Annotated in this window: 23 protein-coding genes; 16 read left to right on the forward strand and 7 right to left on the reverse strand. The window is 65.3% G+C overall.

Annotation, left to right across the window (positions count from 1 at the left end):
• Positions 1-272: 272 nt before the first annotated feature.
• Positions 273-1781, forward strand: a complete 1509-nt coding sequence (locus FFS18_RS09110) for a serine hydrolase domain-containing protein (protein WP_137870541.1) — start codon at positions 273-275, stop codon at positions 1779-1781.
• Positions 1782-1897: 116 nt separating this feature from the next.
• Here the strand turns inward: FFS18_RS09110 and FFS18_RS09115 are convergent, their stop codons facing one another.
• Both FFS18_RS09115 and FFS18_RS09120 read right to left on the reverse strand, forming a co-directional pair.
• On the reverse strand, positions 1898-3142 hold the full coding sequence (locus FFS18_RS09115; protein WP_137870542.1) for a GGDEF domain-containing protein: 1245 nt from the start codon (positions 3140-3142) through the stop codon (positions 1898-1900).
• 222 nt (positions 3143-3364) lie between these two features.
• On the reverse strand, positions 3365-3544 hold the full coding sequence (locus FFS18_RS09120) for a hypothetical protein (RefSeq protein ID WP_137870543.1): 180 nt from the start codon (positions 3542-3544) through the stop codon (positions 3365-3367).
• Positions 3545-3647: 103 nt separating this feature from the next.
• Between FFS18_RS09120 and FFS18_RS09125 the strand changes: the two genes are divergently transcribed.
• The 10 genes from FFS18_RS09125 (at position 3648) to FFS18_RS09175 (ending at position 10548) form a co-directional block, all read left to right on the forward strand.
• Complete coding sequence (locus tag FFS18_RS09125) at positions 3648-4568, forward strand: LysR substrate-binding domain-containing protein (protein ID WP_137870544.1); 921 nt, start codon at positions 3648-3650, stop codon at positions 4566-4568.
• A 57-nt stretch (positions 4569-4625) separates the two neighbouring features.
• Complete coding sequence (locus FFS18_RS09130; protein WP_171005268.1) at positions 4626-4913, forward strand: AbrB/MazE/SpoVT family DNA-binding domain-containing protein; 288 nt, start codon at positions 4626-4628, stop codon at positions 4911-4913.
• Entirely contained in the window at positions 4910-5290 is a 381-nt protein-coding gene (locus FFS18_RS09135; RefSeq protein WP_137870546.1) for a type II toxin-antitoxin system VapC family toxin, read from the forward strand. Before FFS18_RS09130 ends, FFS18_RS09135 begins: the two co-directional genes overlap by 4 nt.
• The gene (gene trmD / locus FFS18_RS09140) at positions 5287-6024 is read left to right on the forward strand and encodes a tRNA (guanosine(37)-N1)-methyltransferase TrmD (protein ID WP_120217284.1); all 738 of its coding nucleotides are present in this window, start codon (positions 5287-5289) and stop codon (positions 6022-6024) included. The genes FFS18_RS09135 and trmD overlap by 4 nt, the downstream gene beginning before the upstream one ends.
• Positions 6025-6029: 5 nt before the next feature.
• Complete coding sequence (gene rplS, locus FFS18_RS09145; RefSeq protein WP_120217283.1) at positions 6030-6407, forward strand: 50S ribosomal protein L19; 378 nt, start codon at positions 6030-6032, stop codon at positions 6405-6407.
• Positions 6408-6505: 98 nt separating this feature from the next.
• Positions 6506-7123: a DUF1287 domain-containing protein gene (locus FFS18_RS09150; protein ID WP_137870547.1), complete on the forward strand. Its 618-nt coding sequence runs from the start codon at positions 6506-6508 to the stop codon at positions 7121-7123.
• Positions 7124-7161: 38 nt separating this feature from the next.
• Positions 7162-8187, forward strand: coding sequence for an aspartate-semialdehyde dehydrogenase (locus FFS18_RS09155; protein WP_137870548.1), 1026 nt, complete (start codon positions 7162-7164; stop codon positions 8185-8187).
• 242 nt (positions 8188-8429) lie between these two features.
• The gene (locus FFS18_RS09160; protein WP_137870549.1) at positions 8430-9209 is read left to right on the forward strand and encodes a dimethylarginine dimethylaminohydrolase family protein; all 780 of its coding nucleotides are present in this window, start codon (positions 8430-8432) and stop codon (positions 9207-9209) included.
• A gap of 109 nt (positions 9210-9318) precedes the next feature.
• Positions 9319-9939 (forward strand): DUF2238 domain-containing protein, encoded by a 621-nt coding sequence (locus FFS18_RS09170; protein WP_137870550.1) that lies wholly within the window; start codon positions 9319-9321, stop codon positions 9937-9939.
• A 3-nt stretch (positions 9940-9942) separates the two neighbouring features.
• Positions 9943-10548 carry a hypothetical protein gene (locus FFS18_RS09175; RefSeq protein WP_137870551.1) on the forward strand — a complete coding sequence of 202 codons (606 nt, stop codon included), beginning with the start codon at positions 9943-9945 and terminating at the stop codon, positions 10546-10548.
• 185 nt (positions 10549-10733) lie between these two features.
• Here the strand turns inward: FFS18_RS09175 and FFS18_RS09180 are convergent, their stop codons facing one another.
• Positions 10734-11375, reverse strand: a complete 642-nt coding sequence (locus FFS18_RS09180; RefSeq protein WP_249340353.1) for a hypothetical protein — start codon at positions 11373-11375, stop codon at positions 10734-10736.
• Between the two features lie 384 nt (positions 11376-11759).
• Here FFS18_RS09180 and FFS18_RS09185 point away from each other — a divergent pair, with 384 nt between their 5' ends.
• Entirely contained in the window at positions 11760-12158 is a 399-nt protein-coding gene (locus tag FFS18_RS09185; protein ID WP_137870553.1) for a hypothetical protein, read from the forward strand.
• Between the two features lie 34 nt (positions 12159-12192).
• On the opposite strand, the gene FFS18_RS09190 is transcribed toward FFS18_RS09185, so the two are convergent.
• The 3 genes from FFS18_RS09190 to FFS18_RS09200 all read right to left on the reverse strand — a co-directional run bounded on the left by FFS18_RS09190 (position 12193) and on the right by FFS18_RS09200 (position 15542).
• Positions 12193-13782: an MDR family MFS transporter gene (locus tag FFS18_RS09190; RefSeq protein WP_137870554.1), complete on the reverse strand. Its 1590-nt coding sequence runs from the start codon at positions 13780-13782 to the stop codon at positions 12193-12195.
• A 198-nt stretch (positions 13783-13980) separates the two neighbouring features.
• Positions 13981-15096 (reverse strand): HlyD family secretion protein, encoded by a 1116-nt coding sequence (locus FFS18_RS09195; RefSeq protein ID WP_137870555.1) that lies wholly within the window; start codon positions 15094-15096, stop codon positions 13981-13983.
• Positions 15096-15542: a MarR family winged helix-turn-helix transcriptional regulator gene (locus FFS18_RS09200; protein WP_120217276.1), complete on the reverse strand. Its 447-nt coding sequence runs from the start codon at positions 15540-15542 to the stop codon at positions 15096-15098. Before FFS18_RS09200 ends, FFS18_RS09195 begins: the two co-directional genes overlap by 1 nt.
• Positions 15543-15689: 147 nt before the next feature.
• Between FFS18_RS09200 and FFS18_RS09205 the strand changes: the two genes are divergently transcribed.
• The 4 genes from FFS18_RS09205 (at position 15690) to FFS18_RS09220 (ending at position 19912) form a co-directional block, all read left to right on the forward strand.
• The gene (locus FFS18_RS09205) at positions 15690-16337 is read left to right on the forward strand and encodes a 2-hydroxychromene-2-carboxylate isomerase (RefSeq protein WP_137870556.1); all 648 of its coding nucleotides are present in this window, start codon (positions 15690-15692) and stop codon (positions 16335-16337) included.
• A 42-nt stretch (positions 16338-16379) separates the two neighbouring features.
• Positions 16380-17144, forward strand: coding sequence for an alpha/beta fold hydrolase (locus FFS18_RS09210; RefSeq protein WP_137870557.1), 765 nt, complete (start codon positions 16380-16382; stop codon positions 17142-17144).
• 75 nt (positions 17145-17219) lie between these two features.
• A complete protein-coding gene (locus tag FFS18_RS09215) occupies positions 17220-19067 on the forward strand; it encodes a M2 family metallopeptidase (RefSeq protein WP_137870558.1) in 1848 nt (615 codons plus the stop codon).
• Positions 19068-19135: 68 nt separating this feature from the next.
• On the forward strand, positions 19136-19912 hold the full coding sequence (locus FFS18_RS09220; protein WP_137870559.1) for a hypothetical protein: 777 nt from the start codon (positions 19136-19138) through the stop codon (positions 19910-19912).
• Here FFS18_RS09220 and FFS18_RS09225 read toward each other — a convergent pair.
• Positions 19909-20235 carry an ArsR/SmtB family transcription factor gene (locus tag FFS18_RS09225; RefSeq protein WP_137870560.1) on the reverse strand — a complete coding sequence of 109 codons (327 nt, stop codon included), beginning with the start codon at positions 20233-20235 and terminating at the stop codon, positions 19909-19911. The two genes, FFS18_RS09220 and FFS18_RS09225, sit on opposite strands and share 4 nt — an antisense overlap.
• Positions 20236-20256 lie beyond the last annotated feature (21 nt).

The following is a 20256-nucleotide window of genomic DNA, read 5'->3' on the forward strand; positions in this document are numbered from 1 at the left end:
GGGGGACCAGCGAAGCTGGTGGAGGGGCACCATCGGTTTGCCTTGCCGCCAAAGTCGTGCGCCGATTCTAAGTTCTTGGAAAGCTTGGCTCTTCCAGCCCAGCGCTGCGTAAGCCGCCTGTGCCCCTCCACCACCCTTCGGGTGGTCCCCCTCCCCCGGTGGGGGAGGATCGGCTATGTCCGCAATCGCTCGTTTCCAGACGACAACGCGCATCGCTGATTGTCGGCGGCTCCCGGCGCTGTTAGCCTGACTGCGATTGCTGTGGAGGGACTATGCGCTGGAAATCGGGTTTCGTTTTCGCTCTGATGCTTGGGGTCGCCGCTCCCGCGCTGGCGCAGGACGCCAAACCCAAAACCCTCGACCAGATCACCCCCGAAATCGACGCGCTGTTCGCCAAATATCAGGCCGACGCGCATATTCCCGGCATGGTCTATGGCCTCGTCAAGGACGGCAAGCTCGCCTATGTAAAAGGCGTCGGCGTCCAGAACCTCGACGACAAGAGCGCCGTCACCGCCGACAGCCGCTTCCGCATCGCATCGATGACCAAGGCGTTCACCGCGCTTGCGATCCTGAAACTGCGCGACGATGGCAAGCTGCGCCTCGACGACCTCGCCGAGGATCATGTCCCCGAAATGAAGGGCTGGGTCTATCCCACCAAGGACAGCCCGCGCATCCGCATCCGCGACCTGCTCCACCATGTCGGCGGGCTGGTCACCGACGATCCATGGGGCGACCGCCAACAGATCTTGCCGCAGGCGGATTTTACCAGGATGATCGCCGCCGGGGTGCCGTTCAGCCGCGTCCCGCAGTCCGCCCATGAATATTCGAACTACGGCTATGCGCTGCTCGGCCGGATCATCGCCAACGCGTCGGGCATGGCGTACACCGACTATATCCAGCGGACGATCCTGACCCCGCTCGGCATGACGAGCAGCGGTTTCGACGTCACCAAGACGCCAAAGGCGGTCTATGCGCGCGGCTATCGCTGGGAAAATGACGCCTGGTCGCCCGAACCCGAGATGATCGATGGCGCCTTCAACGCCATGGGCGGGATGCAGGTCAGCGCCAACGACTATGCCAAATGGATCGCCTTCCTGCTCGCCGCATGGCCCGCGCGCGACGACGCCGACACCGGCCCGATCAAGCGCGCGACGGTGCGCGAAATGGCGCAGGGATTGAACTTCGTAACGGTGGCGAACCGTATCGGCGCCAGCGGTGCGACGGCGTGTAAACAGGCCGCCGCCTATGCGATGGGCTGGCGCGTCGCACAGGACTGCGACTTGGGGCTCACGCTCGCGCATGGCGGCGGCTATCCGGGCTATGGCAGCCATGTGATGCTGATGCCCGACCATGGGGTCGGGGTATTCGCGCTGTCGAACCGCACCTATGCTGGGCCGTCGGCTCCGGCGTGGGACAGCGCGGTTACGATGGACAAGGCGGGATTGCTCACCGGACGCGCGGTGCCGATCTCCCCCGCCGTGGCGGATGCCTATGCCGCGGCGCGCGCCGCTTATGTCGCGGGCAATCTGGCCCCGCTGGACGGCAAGCTGGCAATGAATTTCCTGCTCGACCGCTCGGCGGCGAACTGGGCCGCCGAATTCGCGCGGCTGAAGGCCGCGGTCGGCGACTGCCCGACCGCCGAGCCGTTGAACCCGACCGGTGCGATGTCGGCGACCTTCCGCCTCAATTGCAGCAAGGGCCAGCTCGACGGGGCGCTGCTGCTCGCGCCGACCACCCCGGCAACGGTGCAGGCGCTGCGCTTTCGTGTTGTGACGCCGTAGCTTGTGCTCCGTTCCATCGCCGTAGCCCTGAGCCTGTCGAAGGGCGCTTGTCGGCGATAGTCGCCCTTCGACAGGCTCAGGGCTGCGGTTCGATTGCTTTTGCTCGCGTGCGCGGATCACGCCGCCTCGATAAACACCACCCGGTTGCGCCCGCTTTCCTTAGCGGCGTACAGGTTGATGTCGGCGGACTTCATCGCCGCACCAAAGCTGGTGTTGCGGCCGATATGGACCAGCCCCATGCTCGCGGTGACCGGGCGTTCGAGCAGCGGCACCATTTGCGCGACATAAGCGCCGATCCGCTGGCGCAGCCGCTCGGCCTCGATCGCGACCGCGGCGGGGGCGCCGCGGAACAGCAGCGCAAATTCCTCACCGCCGACCCGCGCCGCCAGCGCCGAACCCGAACCCAGTGCGACCCCGGCGGCAAAGATCACCCGGTCGCCGACATCATGGCCATGATGATCGTTGATCGCCTTGAAATGGTCGAGATCGACCAGCGCGATCGCGACCGGCGGCTCGTCGTTGAAACTTTCTTCGATCGCCCGCCGATTGGCGAGGCCGGTCAGCGGGTCGGTGTGCGCGATGATCCGCATCGCCTCGGCTTGAGCGCGCGCTTCCTGCCGCTCGCGGCGCAGCCGGACGAGGCGGTCAAGAATGCCGAGCGCCGTGAGCATCACTTCCAGCCCGAGCGCGGGAAACAGCAGGAACAGGAAATTGTCGAACGGCTGGCCAAGGACAAGGTCGTGGAACAGGCTGACCCCATAAACCCCGCCGATGCCGCTCCACGCCGCCGCCTGATAACGCGCGGTGCGGCTGCCGCGCGTTAGTGCGATCACCACCGCCGATGCACATAGCGCCAGCATCGCGACCAGCACCGCACTGCGCAGCATCAAATAGGTGGTCGCGTCGGGCATGACCGTTACGGGGGTGGTGAGCAGGATCAGGACCGGCGGCCAGCCGAGCCAGCGATGCAGCCGCGGATCGATCATCCCGGGTTCGAGATAAGACCGCAGGAACACGCCCGACACGACCAGGCTCAGGTCAAAGAATATCGTGATCCACACCTGCCGCGCAAAACTGTCGGGGGCCAGCCATGGCCCCATGGCCAGCGGCGACAGGGCGATGACGAGCGCAAAATAGGACAGCGCGCGGACGCTCTGCCAGATCAGAAAGCGTTCGCGCAGCAGCCGGTAAAAGACCGCATTATAGGCCAGCGAAAACAGCAGCAGGCCCAGAAAGATGCCGGTCAGTACTCCGTCCCACGTCATGCTGGTTGCCGCCGCGAATGAAGATTGCGCGCGCGCCGGTGCTGCGGCGGCCAACAGCCCCGCGCCCAACGTCAATATTCGCGCGCCTCGCGCCATGCGACCCCCATTTGTCCAACAGGGAAGGCTAGGCGCTGAGCGGCTGATTTTTGGTTAACGGAGCGTTGGCAATCGGCGGCCTTTTGCAAACCATAGCCGCAAGCTGGACGAAGGGCACCTGTCAGGTAAGAGAGGGGGGAACCTTCGGGCGGGGACTCCCTTCGGCCAGCTTGCGGCTATGGCGAGTGCAGTGTCATCATTAACCAGCCTTGTGCTTGACGGTCATCCGGCATCGCGCTGGATCACCGGCAAAGGCTGTGCGCCCGACATGGGGGCAGGCCGCGCAACCCGGCCGCCGATGCTGCGGAACGACGCGAGCAGCCACACCAGTCCGCGGTGCAAATCATTGCTGAAATGCGGATGGCCGTCGTTCCATGTCCGCATCCAAATCTCGTCTTTCATCGCTCATCTCCTGCTGATCCGATGGTCAACAGATGCGCCTTTGCGACGCTCGCCGCCAACAAAAGCTTTGCGTCATATCATAAGTATGGCTTATATAATGGCGATGCCCAAGCTGCCGCCTCTTGCCGCGATCCGGACCTTCGAAGCCGCCGGAAGGCTGCAAAATTTCTCGCGCGCGGCCGAGGAATTGGGGCTGACGCAGGCGGCGGTCAGCTATCAGGTGCGCCAATTGGAGGACCGGCTGGGCCGCGCGCTGTTCGTGCGCGAAAAGGGGCGCGTGCGGCTGTCCGAGACGGGCCAGCGGCTGCTCCCGGCGATCTCGGGCGCCTTTGGCGCGATGGGCGATGCGTTCGCCGCATTGGGCAATGACGAGGCCGATGTGCTGACGATCAGCGCGATGACGACCTTTGGCGGCACCTGGCTCAGCGCGCGGATTGGTGGGTTCCAGCTCGCCTATCCCGACCTTGCGGTGCGCATGTTGATGAACAATGATCTGGTCGACTTCAACGCCACCAATGTCGATGTCGCCATCAGGGTGGGCCGCGGCGGATGGCCGGGGCTGCGCGCCGATTTTCTGTACCGCAGCCACGTCACCCCGATTTGTGCGCAGGCCTTTCTCGACGCCAACCATATCGCGGCGCCGGCCGATTTGCTGAACGTCGACCGTCTGGCGCCCAACGATCCCTGGTGGGCGGGCTGGTTCGCCGCTGCGGGCGTCGCCACCGTGCCGGCGCCGCGGCGCAGCGGGATCGAGCTCGACAGCCAGTTGCAGGAGGCGAGCGCAGTGCAGAGCGGTTACGGCATCGCGTTGATGACGCCGCTGCTATGGCGCGCCGAACTGGACGCAGGGCGACTGGTCCAGCCGTTCGACACGCTCTACCAACCCGGCACCTCCCACTATCTCGTCCACCGCGAAAACCGCGTCGGCGTCCGCAAGATCGAGCGCTTCCGCGAATGGCTGTACGCTGAGTTGGAGAAGGATCGCCACCGGCTGCCGGATGAATTGTGGGAACCGCTCGGCTGAATCGCCTCGACAGCCAATGGTGCAATGTATATACATGATGTATATACGGAGCCTGCCATGACCAAAGAATATCGCGCCAAAGTTTTTAAATCGGGCAACTCACTCGCGTTGCGCCTGCCCAAGGCGCTGGGGTTGGAGGAGGGCACCGAGATGATCGTCCGCGAGGAGCGCGGCGAGTTCCGTTTCGAGCCTGCCGACAGGCCAAAAGCGAAGATCGACATCAGCGGCTTTGCTGGGAAGGCGCCAGGCCTAAAGCTAGCTCCACGGGCAGATTTCGAGGAACGCCCGAGCACAATTGCTGCACGTCAGGCGGCGGAACTTGCCGAGGCGGCTAAGAAGGCGTGATCCGTTATCTGATCGACGCCAACTCGGCAGTTTATGCTATGGATGACGGGCATGAGGTGCTGACGGCCCGGATCGCCGATCACGCACCCGGCGAGATTGCGATGTCGACCGTCAGCTATGCCGAGGTTGCTTATGGCACTTATGTCGGCAAGCCGCCGCCGCCCGAAATACTCGATGCCTTCGTGGCAGCCATCCCGCTTTTATCATTCGACGAAGCGGCGGCGCGCGAATATGCGCGATTGCCTTTCAAACGCGCGCGCTTCGACCGCTTGCTTGCTGCCCACGCGCTCAGCATCGGCGCAACAGTCATCACCAACAACGAATCCGACTTTGCGGACGTGCCGGGCTTGAGGGTCGAGAATTGGACGCTGCCATGACCTTCACCGCCGTCCCGCTCACCCTCTACCCCGACATGTTCCCCGGCCCGCTTGGCCACAGCATGGCGGGGCGCGCGCTCGAAAGCGGGACATGGGCGTGTGCGCCGGTGCAGATCCGCGATTTTGCGACCGACAGGCATCGCACCGTCGACGACACCCCCGCAGGCGGCGGGGCGGGGATGGTGCTGAAGGCCGATGTGCTGGGGGCGGCGCTTGACCATGCGGTCGCTGCGTATCCGGGCCTGCCGATCCTCGCCATGACCCCGCGCGGCACCCCGATCACGCAGGCGCGCGTGCGCGAACTGGCGGCGGGGCCGGGGGCGATCATCCTCTGCGGCCGGTTCGAGGGATTCGACGAGCGCATCTTCGACGCGCGCCCGATCGAAGAAGTGTCGATGGGCGACATCATATTGTCGGGCGGCGAGATGGGCGCGCTCCTGCTCCTCGACGCTTGCATTCGGCTGCTTCCCGGCGTAATGGGCGCGGCTTCAAGCGGAGACGACGAATCGTTCGAGAACGGTTTGCTCGAATATCCGCACTATACCCGACCTGTGACATGGGAAGGGCGCACGATCCCCGAAGTGCTGCGATCGGGGGATCATGCGAAGATCGCCGCCTGGCGGAAACAACAGGCGGAGGAGATTACACGGTTACGCAGGCCGGACCTTTGGGAGCGCCATGAGGGCGCTCGGGCCCGACCTGCCTCTGGCGCGCGGCGAAAAGAAAAGGACTAGAGGACATGAACCTCATCCAGACGATCGAAGCCGAAGAAATTGCCAAGGCTGGCAAGACGGTCCCCGAATTCCGCCCCGGCGACACGCTGAAGGTCGGCGTGAAGGTGGTCGAAGGCGAACGTACCCGCGTCCAGAATTTCGAAGGCGTGTGCATCGCCCGCTCGAACAAGGGCATGGGCTCCAACTTCACCGTGCGCAAAATGTCGTTCGGCGAAGGTGTCGAGCGCGTGTTCCCGCTGTACTCGCCCAACATCGATTCGATTACCGTCGTCCGCAAGGGCGCTGTCCGTCGTGCGAAGCTTTACTATCTGCGTGGGCGCACTGGTAAATCGGCACGTATTGCGGAGCGCCGCGATTACCGGTCGGAAGCCGGCGAAGGCTAAGGAGAGCTTCTCCTCTACAAAGCCGAAACAGCTTTCAAAAACGACCGGTTCCGCCAACAGGCAGAGCCGGTCGTTTTCTTTTGGGCAAAGCGAAATTGATGCACGCGTCCCTCTCCCAGCAACTTGGCAGGCGCGCCGTTCTCGGCGCGGGGCTGTGCTTTGGGGCGTTCGGGCTGGGGCGCGGCGCATTCGCGGCGCCAAACGCCGAACGGCTCGTAGCCGCGGCGCGGCGGCAGGTGGGGGTGACGCTTTCCTATGACCCCGCCTACAGCGTGCTGCCCTTCCCCGGCGGAGACGTCGACCGGGCGAAGGGTGTGTGTACCGACGTCATCATCCGCGCCTATCGCGACGCGCTCGGCATCGACCTGCAGGCGCTCGTCAACGCCGACATGAAGCGCGATTTTGCGGCCTATCCCCGCAACTGGGGGCTCCGACGCCCCGACCGCAACATCGACCATCGCCGCGTACCCAATCTGGCGACCTATTGGACGCGCCAGCGTGCGCGGCTGCCCGTTTCGACCGACCCCGCCGACTGGCGGCCCGGCGACATCTTCACCTCGATGACCGGCGGACGCTTTCCGCACACCGGCATCGTCTCCGACCGAACTACGGCAGCGGGGCGCCCGCTTGTGATCCACAATATCGGCCGCGGCGCGCGTGAGGAAGACGCGCTCTTCGACCACCCGCTGACCGGCCATTTTCGCTGGAAAGTCTGACCGAATTTTTATTCAAATTTGTACCGAGGAGTGAGTAGATGGGTTATCGTATCGTTGTCGCCGGCGCGACGGGCAATGTCGGGCGCGAAGTGCTCGCCATTCTCGCCGAGCGCGAATTTCCCTACGACGAACTGGCGGCGGTCGCATCGTCGCGCAGCCAGGGCGACGAGATCGAGATCGGCGACACCGGCAAGACCGTGAAATGCCAGAATATCGAGAATTTCGACTGGTCGGGCTGGGACATGGCGATTTTCGCGATCGGCAGCGACGCCACCGCGATCCACGCGCCCAAGGCCGCGGCGGCGGGCTGCGTCGTGATCGACAACTCGTCGCTCTATCGCATGGACCCCGACGTGCCGCTGATCGTGCCCGAGGTGAACCCCGACGCGATCGACGGCTATACCAAGCGCAATATCATCGCGAACCCGAACTGCTCGACCGCGCAGATGGTCGTCGCGCTGAAGCCGCTGCATGACGCTGCCAAGATCACCCGCGTCGTCGTGTCGACCTACCAGTCGGTGTCGGGCGCCGGCAAGGCGGGCATGGACGAGCTGTGGAACCAGACCCGCCAGATCTTCGTCGGCGACGAAAAGGACGTGCAAAAATTCACCAAGCAGATCGCCTTCAACGTCATCCCGCACATCGACAAATTCCTCGACGACGGCTCGACCAAGGAGGAATGGAAGATGGTCGTCGAGACCAAGAAGATCCTCGATCCCAAGATCAAGGTGACGGCGACCTGCGTCCGCGTCCCCGTCTTTGTCGGCCATTCGGAAGCGATCAATATCGAGATGGAGGACGAACTGTCGGCCGAGGACGCGCAGCGCATCCTGCGCGAAGCCCCCGGCGTGGTGCTCCACGATAAGCGCGAGGACGGCGGTTATATCACCCCCGTCGAATGCGTCGGCGATTTCGCGACCTTCGTCAGCCGCGTGCGCGAAGACCCGACGGTCGAAAACGGCCTCAACCTCTGGTGCGTCAGCGATAACCTCCGCAAGGGCGCGGCGCTGAACGCGGTGCAGATCGCCGAACTGCTCGGGCGGCGACACCTGAAGAAGGGCTGAATCTGAAATCCTCCCTGTCGCGAAGCGATGGGGAGGGGGAGTGCAGGGTTGGATTGCCCCCGGCAATCCAAGTCCAGTCCGGGGGACTGGACGACCCGACACTCCGCGTAGCGGTGGTGGAGGGGCCGCGACGACAGCGCCAAAGCCCCTCCGTCAGCCGCTTCGAGGCTGCCACCTCCCCATGCCTGCGGCACAGGGAGGATCGCTTGGCGTTGCCGGAGCATTCAAGCTATGCCGCTGCCATGACCGCCCCCTACGCCTTCACCCACGCCCTCTGCCGCGCCCCCGCGCCCTCGGCCATCCATGGCATCCGCGCGAACGGCGGTCCCGACCCCGATTTCACCGGCCTCCTCGCCGAGCATGAAGCCTATGTCAGGGCGCTGCGCGCCCTCGGCCTGATCGTCGACGTCCTCGACCCGCTCGACGCCTTCCCCGACGCGCTGTTCACAGAAGATGTCGCGCTGACCTTTCCCGAAGGCGCGATCCTGCTCCGCCCCGGCGCGCCGAGCCGCGCGGGCGAGGTCCAGCATATCCGCGCCGCGCTCGCTGCGCTCCATCCGCGCCTCCTCGAAATGACCGGCCCCGGATACGCCGACGGCGGTGACATATTGCGCCTCGCCGACCGGGTGATCATCGGCCTCTCGGCGCGCACCGACCGCGCCGGGGCCGAGGAGCTTGCCGGTCTGCTCGGCCAAGTCGGTTACAGCGCCGAGATCGCCGAAACCCCGCCCGACGTCCTCCATTTCAAGACCGGCTGCGGCCTGATCGACGCGGGCACGATCCTCGCGGTCCCGGCACTGGCGCGCTGTCCGCAGTTCGCCGGGCTGGAGGTTGTCACCACCCCGCCCGGCGAAGAAGAAGCTGCCAACCTGCTGCGCATCAACGACACGATCCTCGTCGGCGACCGCTGGCCCGCGACCCACGCGCTGCTCGCGGCGCGCGGCCTCGCGATCCGCCCGCTCGCGACGGCCCAGATTGCGCGCATCGACGCGGGGCTCAGCTGCATGTCGCTGCGCTGGTGAGCGCGGTTTCAAACCCAATTCCCGTTCGTGTCGAGCGAAGTCGAGACACGCCTGCGCCCGGCTTTACGTCCCTCGACTTCGCTCGGGACGAACGGAGAGGGGGGCGCGCATGATCCAAGCCTTCGCCGCCCTCGGGCGCGCGCAGAAAGCCCTGCTCGGCCTCCTCGCCGCGCTGCTGCTCGCCGCGCAGATCGACCAGCCCTATCCTGAAATCGCGCTGCTCCAGCATATCCCGACGATGCTGCTGATCGTCGCGGCACCCCCATTGCTCCGCCGCTGGCCGCTTTCGACTCCCGCGCTCGCCTGCATTATCGCCTTCTTCGCGCTCCACACCCTCGGCGGGCGTTATGCGTATAGCAATGTCCCTTATGACGACTGGGCGCGCGCGCTGACCGGTACCGGCCTCTCCGACGCCTTCGGCTGGACGCGCAATCATTATGACCGCCTCGTGCATTTCGCCTTCGGCGCGCTGTCGGTCATCCCCGTCGCCGAAATCGCCCGCCGCTGGGGCGGGCTGGGACCGCGCGGCGCGGCGTTAACCGTGCTTGCTTGGGTCTTGGCCACCTCCTGCCTTTATGAAATCTTCGAATGGCTGCTCACCATCGTCGCGGCGGGCGAAACCGCCGACCGCTATAATGGTCAGCAAGGCGACATCTGGGACGCGCAAAAGGATATGGCGCTGGCGGCGCTCGGCGCGATATTGGTGATGGCGGTCAGAGGCAGGAGATAGGCGATGCGCAAGTTCACGACCCTCGCGATGGTGGCGCTGCTCGCGGCATGCAAACCCGCGGCGGACAAGGCGCCTGCCGCCCCCGAAACGGCCGCGCCCCCGGTGCCCGAGGCCAAAGCCGACGGCCCCGCCGCCGCGACCACCGCGGTCAGCCTCGACGGCGAGGGGCTGCGCTTCATCGACAAGAGCAGCGGCAAGGCCAGCCTGCTCGCCTTCGGCGTCCCCCGCGCGCAGGCCGAAACCGCGCTCGCCAACGTCGCGGGGCAGGCCGACGACCGCAGCACCAACGACGAATGCGGCGCCGGTCCGATGCAATTCACCCGCTACGACGCGATGACGCTCAATTTCCAGGACGACAAATTCGTCGGCTGGTTCCTTGGCAACGAACCCGGCGCGGCGGCCTATTCAACGGCCAGCGGCATCGCGATCGGCACGACCCGCGCCAAGGCGGGCGAGTCGGTGTCGATCGTCGATGTCGAGGACAGCACGCTGGGCGAGGAATTCAGCATCGGCACCGGCGACAACGCCATCGGCGGGATGTTCGCCGCGCCCGGCGCCGCGGCAAAGATCGACGCGTTGTTCGCGGGGGTGAATTGTTTCTTCCGGTGATGGGCGACGCGATCGGAAGCTGGCTTTGATCCTCCCTGTGGCGAAGCCATGGGGAGGTGGCAGCGCGAAGCGCTGACGGAGGGGCACTAGCGCGACGTCGCTGCCCCTCCACCATCGCCTGCGGCGACGGTCCCCCTCCCCACGGCTTCGCCGCAGGGAGGATCGGCTGAGCCACTCCCACCAGCTTACCGCCGCCGCACCCCATAATCGATCCGGATCCGCACCCACGCGCCGACCATCGGCTTGCCGCCCAGCCGCGGCGGTCGCACGCGAAACTGCCACGCCGCCGCCAGCACCGCGCGCATGATCCGCGATCCGGTCGGATATTCGTCCAGCCCGACGCACTCCTCGACCCGGAAATCGGGCGCGGTGCGGCACGCGATCAGCCCCCAGCCGGGGCCGTCGGCGGTCGACAGGTAACCGCGCAGCTCGCCGTCGCTCGGCTCGCGATACCAGGCGGCGGCATAGAGCGGCTCGCCATTGGGCGCCGTCCCGACGCGTTCGGTGTCGCGGGATGACGACGACGATCCCCCGATATTCGGCGGCCCATAAACCTGGCCGCCCGGCGGGCGCACCCCGATGCGCGGGACGGTCGGCGGCGGCGGCACGGGCTGGGGCGGCGCGGGCGGCGCCGGTGCGGCGATCGGCTCGGCGACTTGCGGCGGCACCGGCGCGTCGGGCGTCGGCGGCTCGGGCAGCGGCTTGGTCTCGGTGTGCGGGCTCGCTTCACCAGCCTCTTCGGAGGCCTGCGGCGCGGCGATGCTCACGACGCTGACCCACTCCTCTTTGACCACCGGCGGCTTTTCGACGCCAAAGGCCAGCAGCATCAACAGCAGCAGCGCCGGGATCAGGACGGCGAGGCCGATCGCCAGCGTCCGCCGCCCCGCGCCGATGCTGAGCTGTGCGACATAGGGGGTGGCGGGAGCAGGGGGCAGCGGAAGCGATCTTTGGTGACGGCACCCGGCAGCGGGTGCGCAAAGGCACGGTCGCGGGGATAGGGGGAGGCTGGGGCTTTGACAAGGGCGGGCGGATGGACGGGGCTGGTGGCTGAGGTGCGCTCGCTTATGGCAAAAGGAACCCGATAGTTGCCGTCAACGATCCTCCCCATCGACTTGCGATGGGGAGGTGGCAGCCCGCAGGGCTGACGAAAATAGGAAATGGCAGGAAACGACCGATTGTGGACGTTGGAAGATTGCGGCACTATTCGGCGAATGAAACCTTCACCGTCCAAATCTGAACGCATGGAGTTACGCAAGGCGATCGGGAATAGGGTCATCGCTGGTCCCTATGTTCCGCCTTATCATCGCGGCCCGGACTATCTTGTAGCTCACGCTTGTTTCGGTTGTCGAAAATCGTGGAAGCTGCCGGAGGAAAGCACCGGAACTTGTCCGCAGTGCGGAAAATCGGCGAACTGGATGGGACGAGCTTTCAAGGCGCCCAAGAAAACTGACGTTGATCAGTGGAAAAAGGTCGAGGCGCTGTGGCGCGCCGGGTTTCGGTTCTTGCCCAATACCGGCTGGCGAGAGGTCGAACCCTATCCGGAACAGTTTCGCGACGTAGCCAAGTTCATCGCTGATAATCCGACCCATCCATTTCGAGTGGAGAGCTGACGGCCGCTTCCCACCCAAAAAAACCACCCAATCCCTAATGCCCCATATCCGCCGCCGACGCCTTCGGCGCCCCCGCCCCCGGCGGGCGCAGCAACAGCACCAGCGGCACTGCCGCCAGCGTCATCCACATCATCGCCCAGAAATCGTCGATATAGGCGACCATCGCCGCCTGCCGCGTGATTTCGGCATTGACCAGCGCCAGCGCGGTTTCGCCCGCGATGCCGAAGCGGTCGGCGGTCGACGGGTCGATGACGCTCACCGAACTGCTCGTCACATGCGCCGCCAGGTCGGCGTGGCTCGTCTGGGTGTTCGACGCCAGCAATGTCGTGACGATCGAAATGCCGATCGACGCGCCCAGGCTGCGGAACAGGTTGAGCAGGCTCGACCCGTCGGTGCGAAACTGCGGCTGGATCGTCGCGAACGCCATCGTGTTGAGCGGGATGAAGATCAGCCCCATGCCCAGCCCCTGGATCAGCCCGCTGACGATCACCGGCTGCATCCCCATGTCCAGCGACCAGTGGCTCATCTGCCACAGCGAAAAGGCGGCGATGGAGAGGCCGGTGCCGACCAGCCAGCGTGGGTCGACCTTGCCCAGCAGGCGCCCCGCCACCGCCATGCTGATCAGGATGCCGATCCCGCGCACCGCCAGCGCCAGCCCGGTGTCGATCACCGGCCATCCGAACAGGTTCTGGAGCATCGGCGGCAACAGCGCCATCGACGCGAACATCACCACCCCGACGACGACCATGAATCCCATCGCGGTGACCAGATTGCGGTCGGTCAGCATCGCGCGGCTGAACAAGGGCGCGCGCGCGGTGACCATATGGACGACGAACATCCACAGGCACGCGATCGCGACACCGCATTCGATCCAGATTTCGACGCTTTCGAACCAGTCGGCATGGGCGCCGCGGTCGAGCATCAATTGCAGCGCCGCCAGCCCCAGCGCCAGCATCGAAAAACCGAACAGGTCGAACCGCCGGTCGGTCTTGCGCGTCGCGGGCAGCAGCGCCCACATCAGCGCCAGCGTCAGCACCCCGAACGGCAGGTTGACGTAAAATACCCAGCGCCAGCTCGCCTGCTCGGTCAGCCAGCCGCCCAGCACCGGCCCCAGGATCGGCCCGATCATGATCCCCATGCCCCAGATCGACATCGCGCGCGCATGGCGTTCGGGCGGGTTGATGTCGAGCATCACCGCCTGCGACAGCGGGCCGATAAAGGCGGCGAACACCCCCTGCAAAAAGCGAAAGGCGACCATCTGTTCCAGCGACTGCGCCGCGCCGCACGCCATCGATGCGACGATGAAGCCGAAAATCGCGATCAGGAACAATTCGCGCCGCCCGATGCGATCCGCCAGCCAGCCGGTGATCGGCATCGCGACCGCACTCGCCAAAATATAGCTGGTCAGCACCCACGTCACCGTCTCGCTCGTCGCGCCGAGCGCCGATTGCATGTGCGGGATCGCGACATTGGCGATCGTGGTGTCGAGGATCTGCATGATCGACGCGCCCATCACCGCGACGGTCAACAGCGCGCGGTGCCGGACGCGCTCGTGCAACGGGACGCTGTCGTCGGCGGGCAGCGCGGTCGCGGCGGGGCGACGGGGGAGCGAGCGCGAGGCCATGGCCAGTTTAACCCCTCCCCTTTAGGGGAGGGGCAGTGAGACTTGGCAGCTTGCTGCCTAGTCGCAGCGGGGTGGGCGCATGCGGAGCAGCGCAACGCCGCTGACCCCCACCCGCTGCGACTAGGGAACAAGTTCCCAAGTCTCGCTGCCCTCCCCTGAAGGGGAGGGATGGGGTTGTGCAAAGCCGCAAGCCCACCCCTACTTCCCCGTCACCGCACCACCGCCGGTAAACACCCGCACCTCCGCCGACAGCCCGGCGATCATCTCGCGCGACGGCTTTTCGTCGAAGGCGATCCGCACCGGCACCCGCTGCGTCACCTTGACCCAGTTGCCCGTCGCATTCTGCGCCGGCAGCACCGAAAATTCGCTGCCCGTTCCCGCGCCGATCGTCAGCACATGGCCGCGCACCTTCAGCCCCGGATAGGCGTCGAAGCTCACTTCGGCGCGCTGGCCGACGCGCATATTGGCGAGGTCGGTTTCCTTGAAATTGGCCTCGACCCACGGGTGTGCCGTGTCGACCAGCGTGACCGCGGGCAGCCCTGCGACCATCATCTGGCCGATCTGCAACCGGTCCGCTTGCGCGACGCGCCCGGCGCTTGGTGCGCGGACGGTGGTGCGGGCGAGGTTGACCTCGGCTTGCGAGCGCTGGACGCGCGCCGCTTCGATCTGCGGATTGACCCCGCTCGTGGGACCTGCGGCCAGCTTGGTGCGCGCCTCGGCCGCGGCGGCCTCGGCCTGCCGCACCCGCTCGCGCGCCTGCGCGACCGCATGGCGCGATGCGTCATAGGCGGCACGGGTGGTGAAGCCCTTCTCCATCAGTGCCGCCTGCCGCTGGAAATTGACCTCGGCAAAGGCGACATCTTCGCGGGCGGCGGCAATATCGACGCTCGACGTGCGGGCGCTCGCCGCCAGATTGCCGACGTCGACCTGCGCGGCGTCGATCGCGGCATTGGCCTGCGCGACGCTCAACGCATAGGGTTCGCCGTCGATGCGGAACAGCAATTGCCCCGCGGCGACCTGCTGCCCGTCGCGCACGGCCACTTCGGTGATCCGTCCGCCCACTTCGGCGGCGACCGATACCTTGTCCATCTGGACATAGGCGTTGTCGGTCGACACCGAACCGCCGCTGGTCAGCCACCAGCCAGCGCCCCCGGCGATCAGCAAGGCCGGCAGGCCGAACATCAACAAGCGGGTGCGCCACTTCGGCGCGTCCTTGGGGGCGGGCGCGGCGGCGGTGGGAGGCGGCACCGGGTCGGCCTGCGGCGCGGGTTTGGTGTCATCGGCGGCAGGGCGCGCGGGCGACAGCTGGTCCATCAGGCGGCCTCCTCTTCTTTCAGGCATTCGCGGCGCGACAAATTGGCACGCACCCGCTCGACCAGCGCCGCGAGCTGCTCGCGCTCCGCGGCGGTCAGCCCCTCGGTCGCTTCGGCGTTCAGCGCATCGGTGGTGGCGCGCATCGCGGTCAGCAGCTCTTCGGCGCCCGGCGCCAGATAGAGCAACCAAGCGCGGCGATCGCTCAGGTCGGCGCGGCGTTCGACCAGTCCGGCTTCCTCCAGCCGGTCGATCATCCGCGACAGCGTGATCGGTTCGACCTCGATCAGCTCGGCGAGCGGCCCCTGCCGGATGCCCTCATGGCGGCGCAGGTAGATCAGCAGCCGCCATTGCAGCGCGGTGATCCCGCTGTCGCGGGTGCGGGCGTTGAAGGCGCGGCGGAACAGCCGCGCGGTGTCGTTCAGCAGGAATCCGATCGTGTCACTCATGGCATGCGATATAATAGCAATTGCTATTAACTGCAAGCGACCCCACGCTGTGCGGCACTTTCGTAACCTTCCGCGAAATCGATCCACCTTGGTGTAAATTTCCCCGACAATGCTTGCAAAGTGGCGTCATTTCCGCAGGATGGCCCGATGACCCTGACCGCAGACCTCTTCTGGTCGTTCCGCTCGCCCTATTCCTACCTCGCCATCGGCCGCTACCGCGCGCTCACAGCGAGCCACGACCTGTCGATCGACCTGCGTCCCGTCTATCCGCTCGCGATCCGCCAGCCCGACTTTTTCGAGCGCAACCACCCCAATTGGCTCAGCTACACGATGCGCGACATGATCCGCGTCGCGCAGTTTCACGGCATCCCCTTCGGCCCGCCGCGCCCCGACCCGATCGTCCAGAATGTGATGACGCGCGAGATTGCCGCCGACCAACCCTATATCTATCGCCTCACCCGGCTCGGCCAGGCGGCGTCGCGCCGCGGCAAGAGCCTGGCGTTTGCGCATGAGACGGCGCAGCTGATCTGGGGCGGCGCGCAGGACTGGCATCTCGGCGACCATCTGGCGGGAGCGGCGCAGCGCGCAGGTCTCGACCTCGCCGAACTCGACGCCGAGGCGGAGAAGGACGCGCAGCTGCTCGACAATGAGATTGCCGCGAATCAGGTCGCGCTCGAGATCGCCGGCCATTGGGGCGTTCCGACGCTGGTTTTCGAGGGCGAGCCCTTTTTCGGACAGGACCGGATCGAGATGGCGAAGTGGCGGATGGAGCAAAAGGGGCTGCGCCCGCGCTGAACGCCCTTGCTCAACCAGCCGCCGCAGGGGCATAGGCCGGACATGACGATCGACCCCAAATTTTTCGAAGCGCGCGACGACGTGCGGCTGGCTTGGCGCGAGATCGGGCCGGAGGCGGGGGGCGGCAGGCCGCTGATCCTGCTCCACGGCCTGTTTTCGAGCGGCGAGATCAACTGGATCAAGTTCGGCACCGCCGCACGGATCGCGGCCGAAGGCTACCGAGTCATCATGCCCGACCTGCGCGTCCACGGATCGAGCGACGCACCGCACGAGGACGAATTTTACCCCGCTGATGTGCTGGTGCGCGACCTGGAGGATCTTGTGGCGCAGCTGGGCCTCGCCGACTTCGACCTCGGCGGCTTCTCGCTGGGTGCACGGACCAGCGCGCGCGCCGTCGTTGCGGGCATGCGGCCCGGGCGCTTGATCCTCGGTGGCATGGGCCTTGCGGGGCTCGCAGGCTGGCAGCGGCGCGGGCGTTTCTTCAAACGTGTCATCGCCGAATATGAAACTGCGAAACGCGGCGACGACACCTGGCTGTCGATCCAGTTCATGAAAACCATGCGGGTCGACCGCATCGCCGCGGGCCACCTCCTCGACAGCTTCACCGACACCACACCGGACATGCTCGCGGCGATCACGATGCCGACGCTCGTGGTGTGCGGCGCCGACGATCAGGACAATGGCTCGGCATCCGAACTCGTCGCCGCGCTCGCCGACGCGCGGCTCGCGACGATTCCGGGAACGCATATGTCGAGCGTGACGCAGCCCGAACTCGGCGAGGCGATCGCGGCCTTCCTGACCGCTTGACCGGACTCGCGCCAAGCGCCTAGCTGTTGGCATTGCGCCAGAGAGCGCTGCGATAACATCCAGAGGACGCGCCCCATGAAAGCCATGATTTCAAGCCTTTCGCTTGCCCTGTCGCTCGCCGTTGCCGGCCCCGCCGTTGCGGCGGACCAAAAGCCCCCGGCCTCGGCTGCCAAGACTGCGAAACCTACCGCCGCCGACGCCGACGCCTTCATCGCCGCCGTCGAAAAGGATTTGTTCGACTATACGGTCGAGGCGAGCCAGGTGAACTGGGTCAACAGCACCTATCTGACCGAAGACACCGACGCGATGGCCTCGCGGATCAACGCCGTCGGGACCGAAAAGGCGGTCAAATACGCCCTCGAAGCCGCTAAATATAAGGATGTGGCAGGGCTGAGCGTCGACACGAAGCGCAAGCTCGACATATTGCGCACCGGCCTCGTCCTGCCCGCGCCGACCAAGCCCGGTGCGGCGACCGAACTCAACCAGATCGCGACCGACCTGCAATCGCAATATGGCAAGGGCCGCGGCACGCTCGGCGGCAAGGAAATCTCGGGTTCGGACATCGAGGCCGAGATGGGCAATCTCGAGCGGACCCCCGCCGAACTCGCCGAGATGTGGACCAGCTGGCACGACAATGTCGGTGCGCCGATGAAGGATGACTATGCCCGCCTGGTCGGCATCGCCAACGAGGGCGCGAAGGAATTGGGCTTCGCTAACACCGGCGCGATGTGGCGCTCGGGTTACGATATGTCGCCCGAAGATTTCGCCAAGACGACCGAGCGCCTATGGCAGGAAGTCAAGCCGCTCTACATGGCGCTCCACACCTACACGCGCTGGAAACTCAACGAAAAATATGGCGACGCGGTGCAGCCGAAGACCGGCCCGATCCGCGCCGACCTGCTTGGCAATATGTGGGCGCAGGAATGGGGCAATATCTACCCGCTCGTTGCGCCTGCGGGGTCCGGCGACCTCGGCTATGACGTCGGCGAACTGCTGACCGCGCAGGGCAAGTCGCCGCTCGACATGGTCAAGATTGGCGAGAATTTCTATTCGTCGCTGGGGATGGCACCGCTGCCCGAAACCTTCTGGAAGCGCAGCATGTTCACCAAGCCCGCCGACCGCGAGGTCGTCTGCCACGCGTCGGCGTGGGATGTCGACAACAAGGACGATATCCGCATCAAGATGTGCATCAAGGTGAATGCCGACGACTTCGTCACCATCCACCACGAGCTCGGCCATAATTATTACCAGCGCGCCTATAACAAGCAGCCGTTCCTGTATCTGAACGGCGCCAATGACGGTTTCCACGAGGCAATCGGCGATTTCGTCGCGCTGTCGATCACCCCGCAATATTTGGTCGACATCGGCCTGCTCGACACGGCGAAGGTGCCGAGCGCCGACAAGGACATCGGCCTCTTGCTGCGGCAGGCGATGGACAAGGTCGCGTTCCTGCCGTTCGGCCTGCTCGTCGACCGCTGGCGCTGGGGTGTGTTCGACGGCACGATCAAGCCCGCCGATTACAACAAGGCGTGGACGCAGCTGCGCACCCAATATCAGGGTATCGTGCCGCCGGGCGAGCGGCCGGCGAACGCGTTCGACGCGGGTGCGAAGTTCCACATTCCCGGCAACACGCCCTACACCCGCTATTTCCTCGCGCGCATCCTGCAGTTCCAGTTCTACGAAGCCGCGTGCAAGCAGGCGGGCTGGACCGGGCCGCTCCACCGCTGCTCCTTCTACGGCAACAAGGAGGTCGGCGCGAAGCTCAATGCGATGCTCGAAATGGGGGCGTCGAAACCCTGGCCCGACGCGCTCGAAGCCTTCACCGGCACCCGCGAGATGTCAGGCAAGGCGATGGCCGATTATTTTGCGCCGCTGAAAACATGGCTCGACGAACAGAATAAGGGCAAACCAACGGGGTGGTGAGGGCTCCATTACTGCTGCTGGCATTCGGCGCGGCGATCCCTGCGATTGCCGCGCCGCCTCCGCCTCCGTTGCACCCTGACGATCTGCCGCGGGTGCTCGATGGCTATGACGTCGCGGGGTATTACAGTCGCTATTCCTACTGGCTGGAGGCTCAGAAAGGGCCAGTGATCGACGTCCTGATGGCGGAAATTCCCGCTATCGATGGGTATAGGGCGCTGGACCCCATCGTCGGCTACCGGAAATTCGTCGATTATGGCCACTATCAGTCCGGCGAAATTCGAAGCTATTGCCGGGTGATTGACGATTGGCGGTCTGATCCCAGTGACTGCCTGATCGTATCGCGAAAGATCAATATCCCATTCGCTGTTCTGGATGACGATGGTCCGCTTGGTAAATATATGCGCCGGTCGTTTGATCCGGCCAAGCTTGTTGCCGGGCTGAAGGCAAAGGCTGTTGCGCGCGATGCTGACCTATGGCGCGCGCCTCCCGATGCGGTTTTTGCTTCGCTCGGTTCGCCCGTGCCGTCGCTTCGAGAAAATGCCCAAATCACGCAGGTCGATTCGGCGCAGTGTCCCGCGATGCGCGACGAATTGACCCGGCTGGAGACACGTGAAATGCGCTTTGCGATCGATATGACGACCGTTGCCGACGACCGCGTTGTCGCCGCGCCGCCGCCTCATTCGGTGCGCCGCGAAGACTTTTTGCGGCTCCGCACCGCTACCGGATTTGTGACGGTGACGGGCGATCAGCGAAGCGTGTATGACCATTTGGCGCCCGTTTATGCGGCGATCGATGCGTGTGAGGCGGCGCAGGCCAAAAGCCGTTTGCCTACTGTCACAGATTAATCTGCCTCCACCGATTGCTTGAACCGCGCCAAGCGCGCGCTCACCGCTGCCGCGTGCGGGCCGATCCAGCGGTCGTGGATGTCCTGGATCGGTATTGCGTTGAGGTGGTTCCAGCGCTCGCGACCACGGCGTTCGGCGATGATCAGCCCCGCATCTTCCAGAACTTTCAGATGTTGCATCACGGTGCAGCGGTCGATGTTGGCGAAGTTGCCGCACAGCGTCCCGGTCGTCAGGGGCTGGTCCTTGAGCGTGTCGAGGATCTGGCGGCGGATGTGCGACGCCAGTGCCTTGAAAACCTTATCATATTCTTCGTGAATTGACATGTTATAAAAATATAACATAAT

Source organism: Sphingopyxis sp. 2PD (assembly GCF_005503695.1).
Taxonomy (GTDB): Bacteria; Pseudomonadota; Alphaproteobacteria; order Sphingomonadales; family Sphingomonadaceae; genus Sphingopyxis.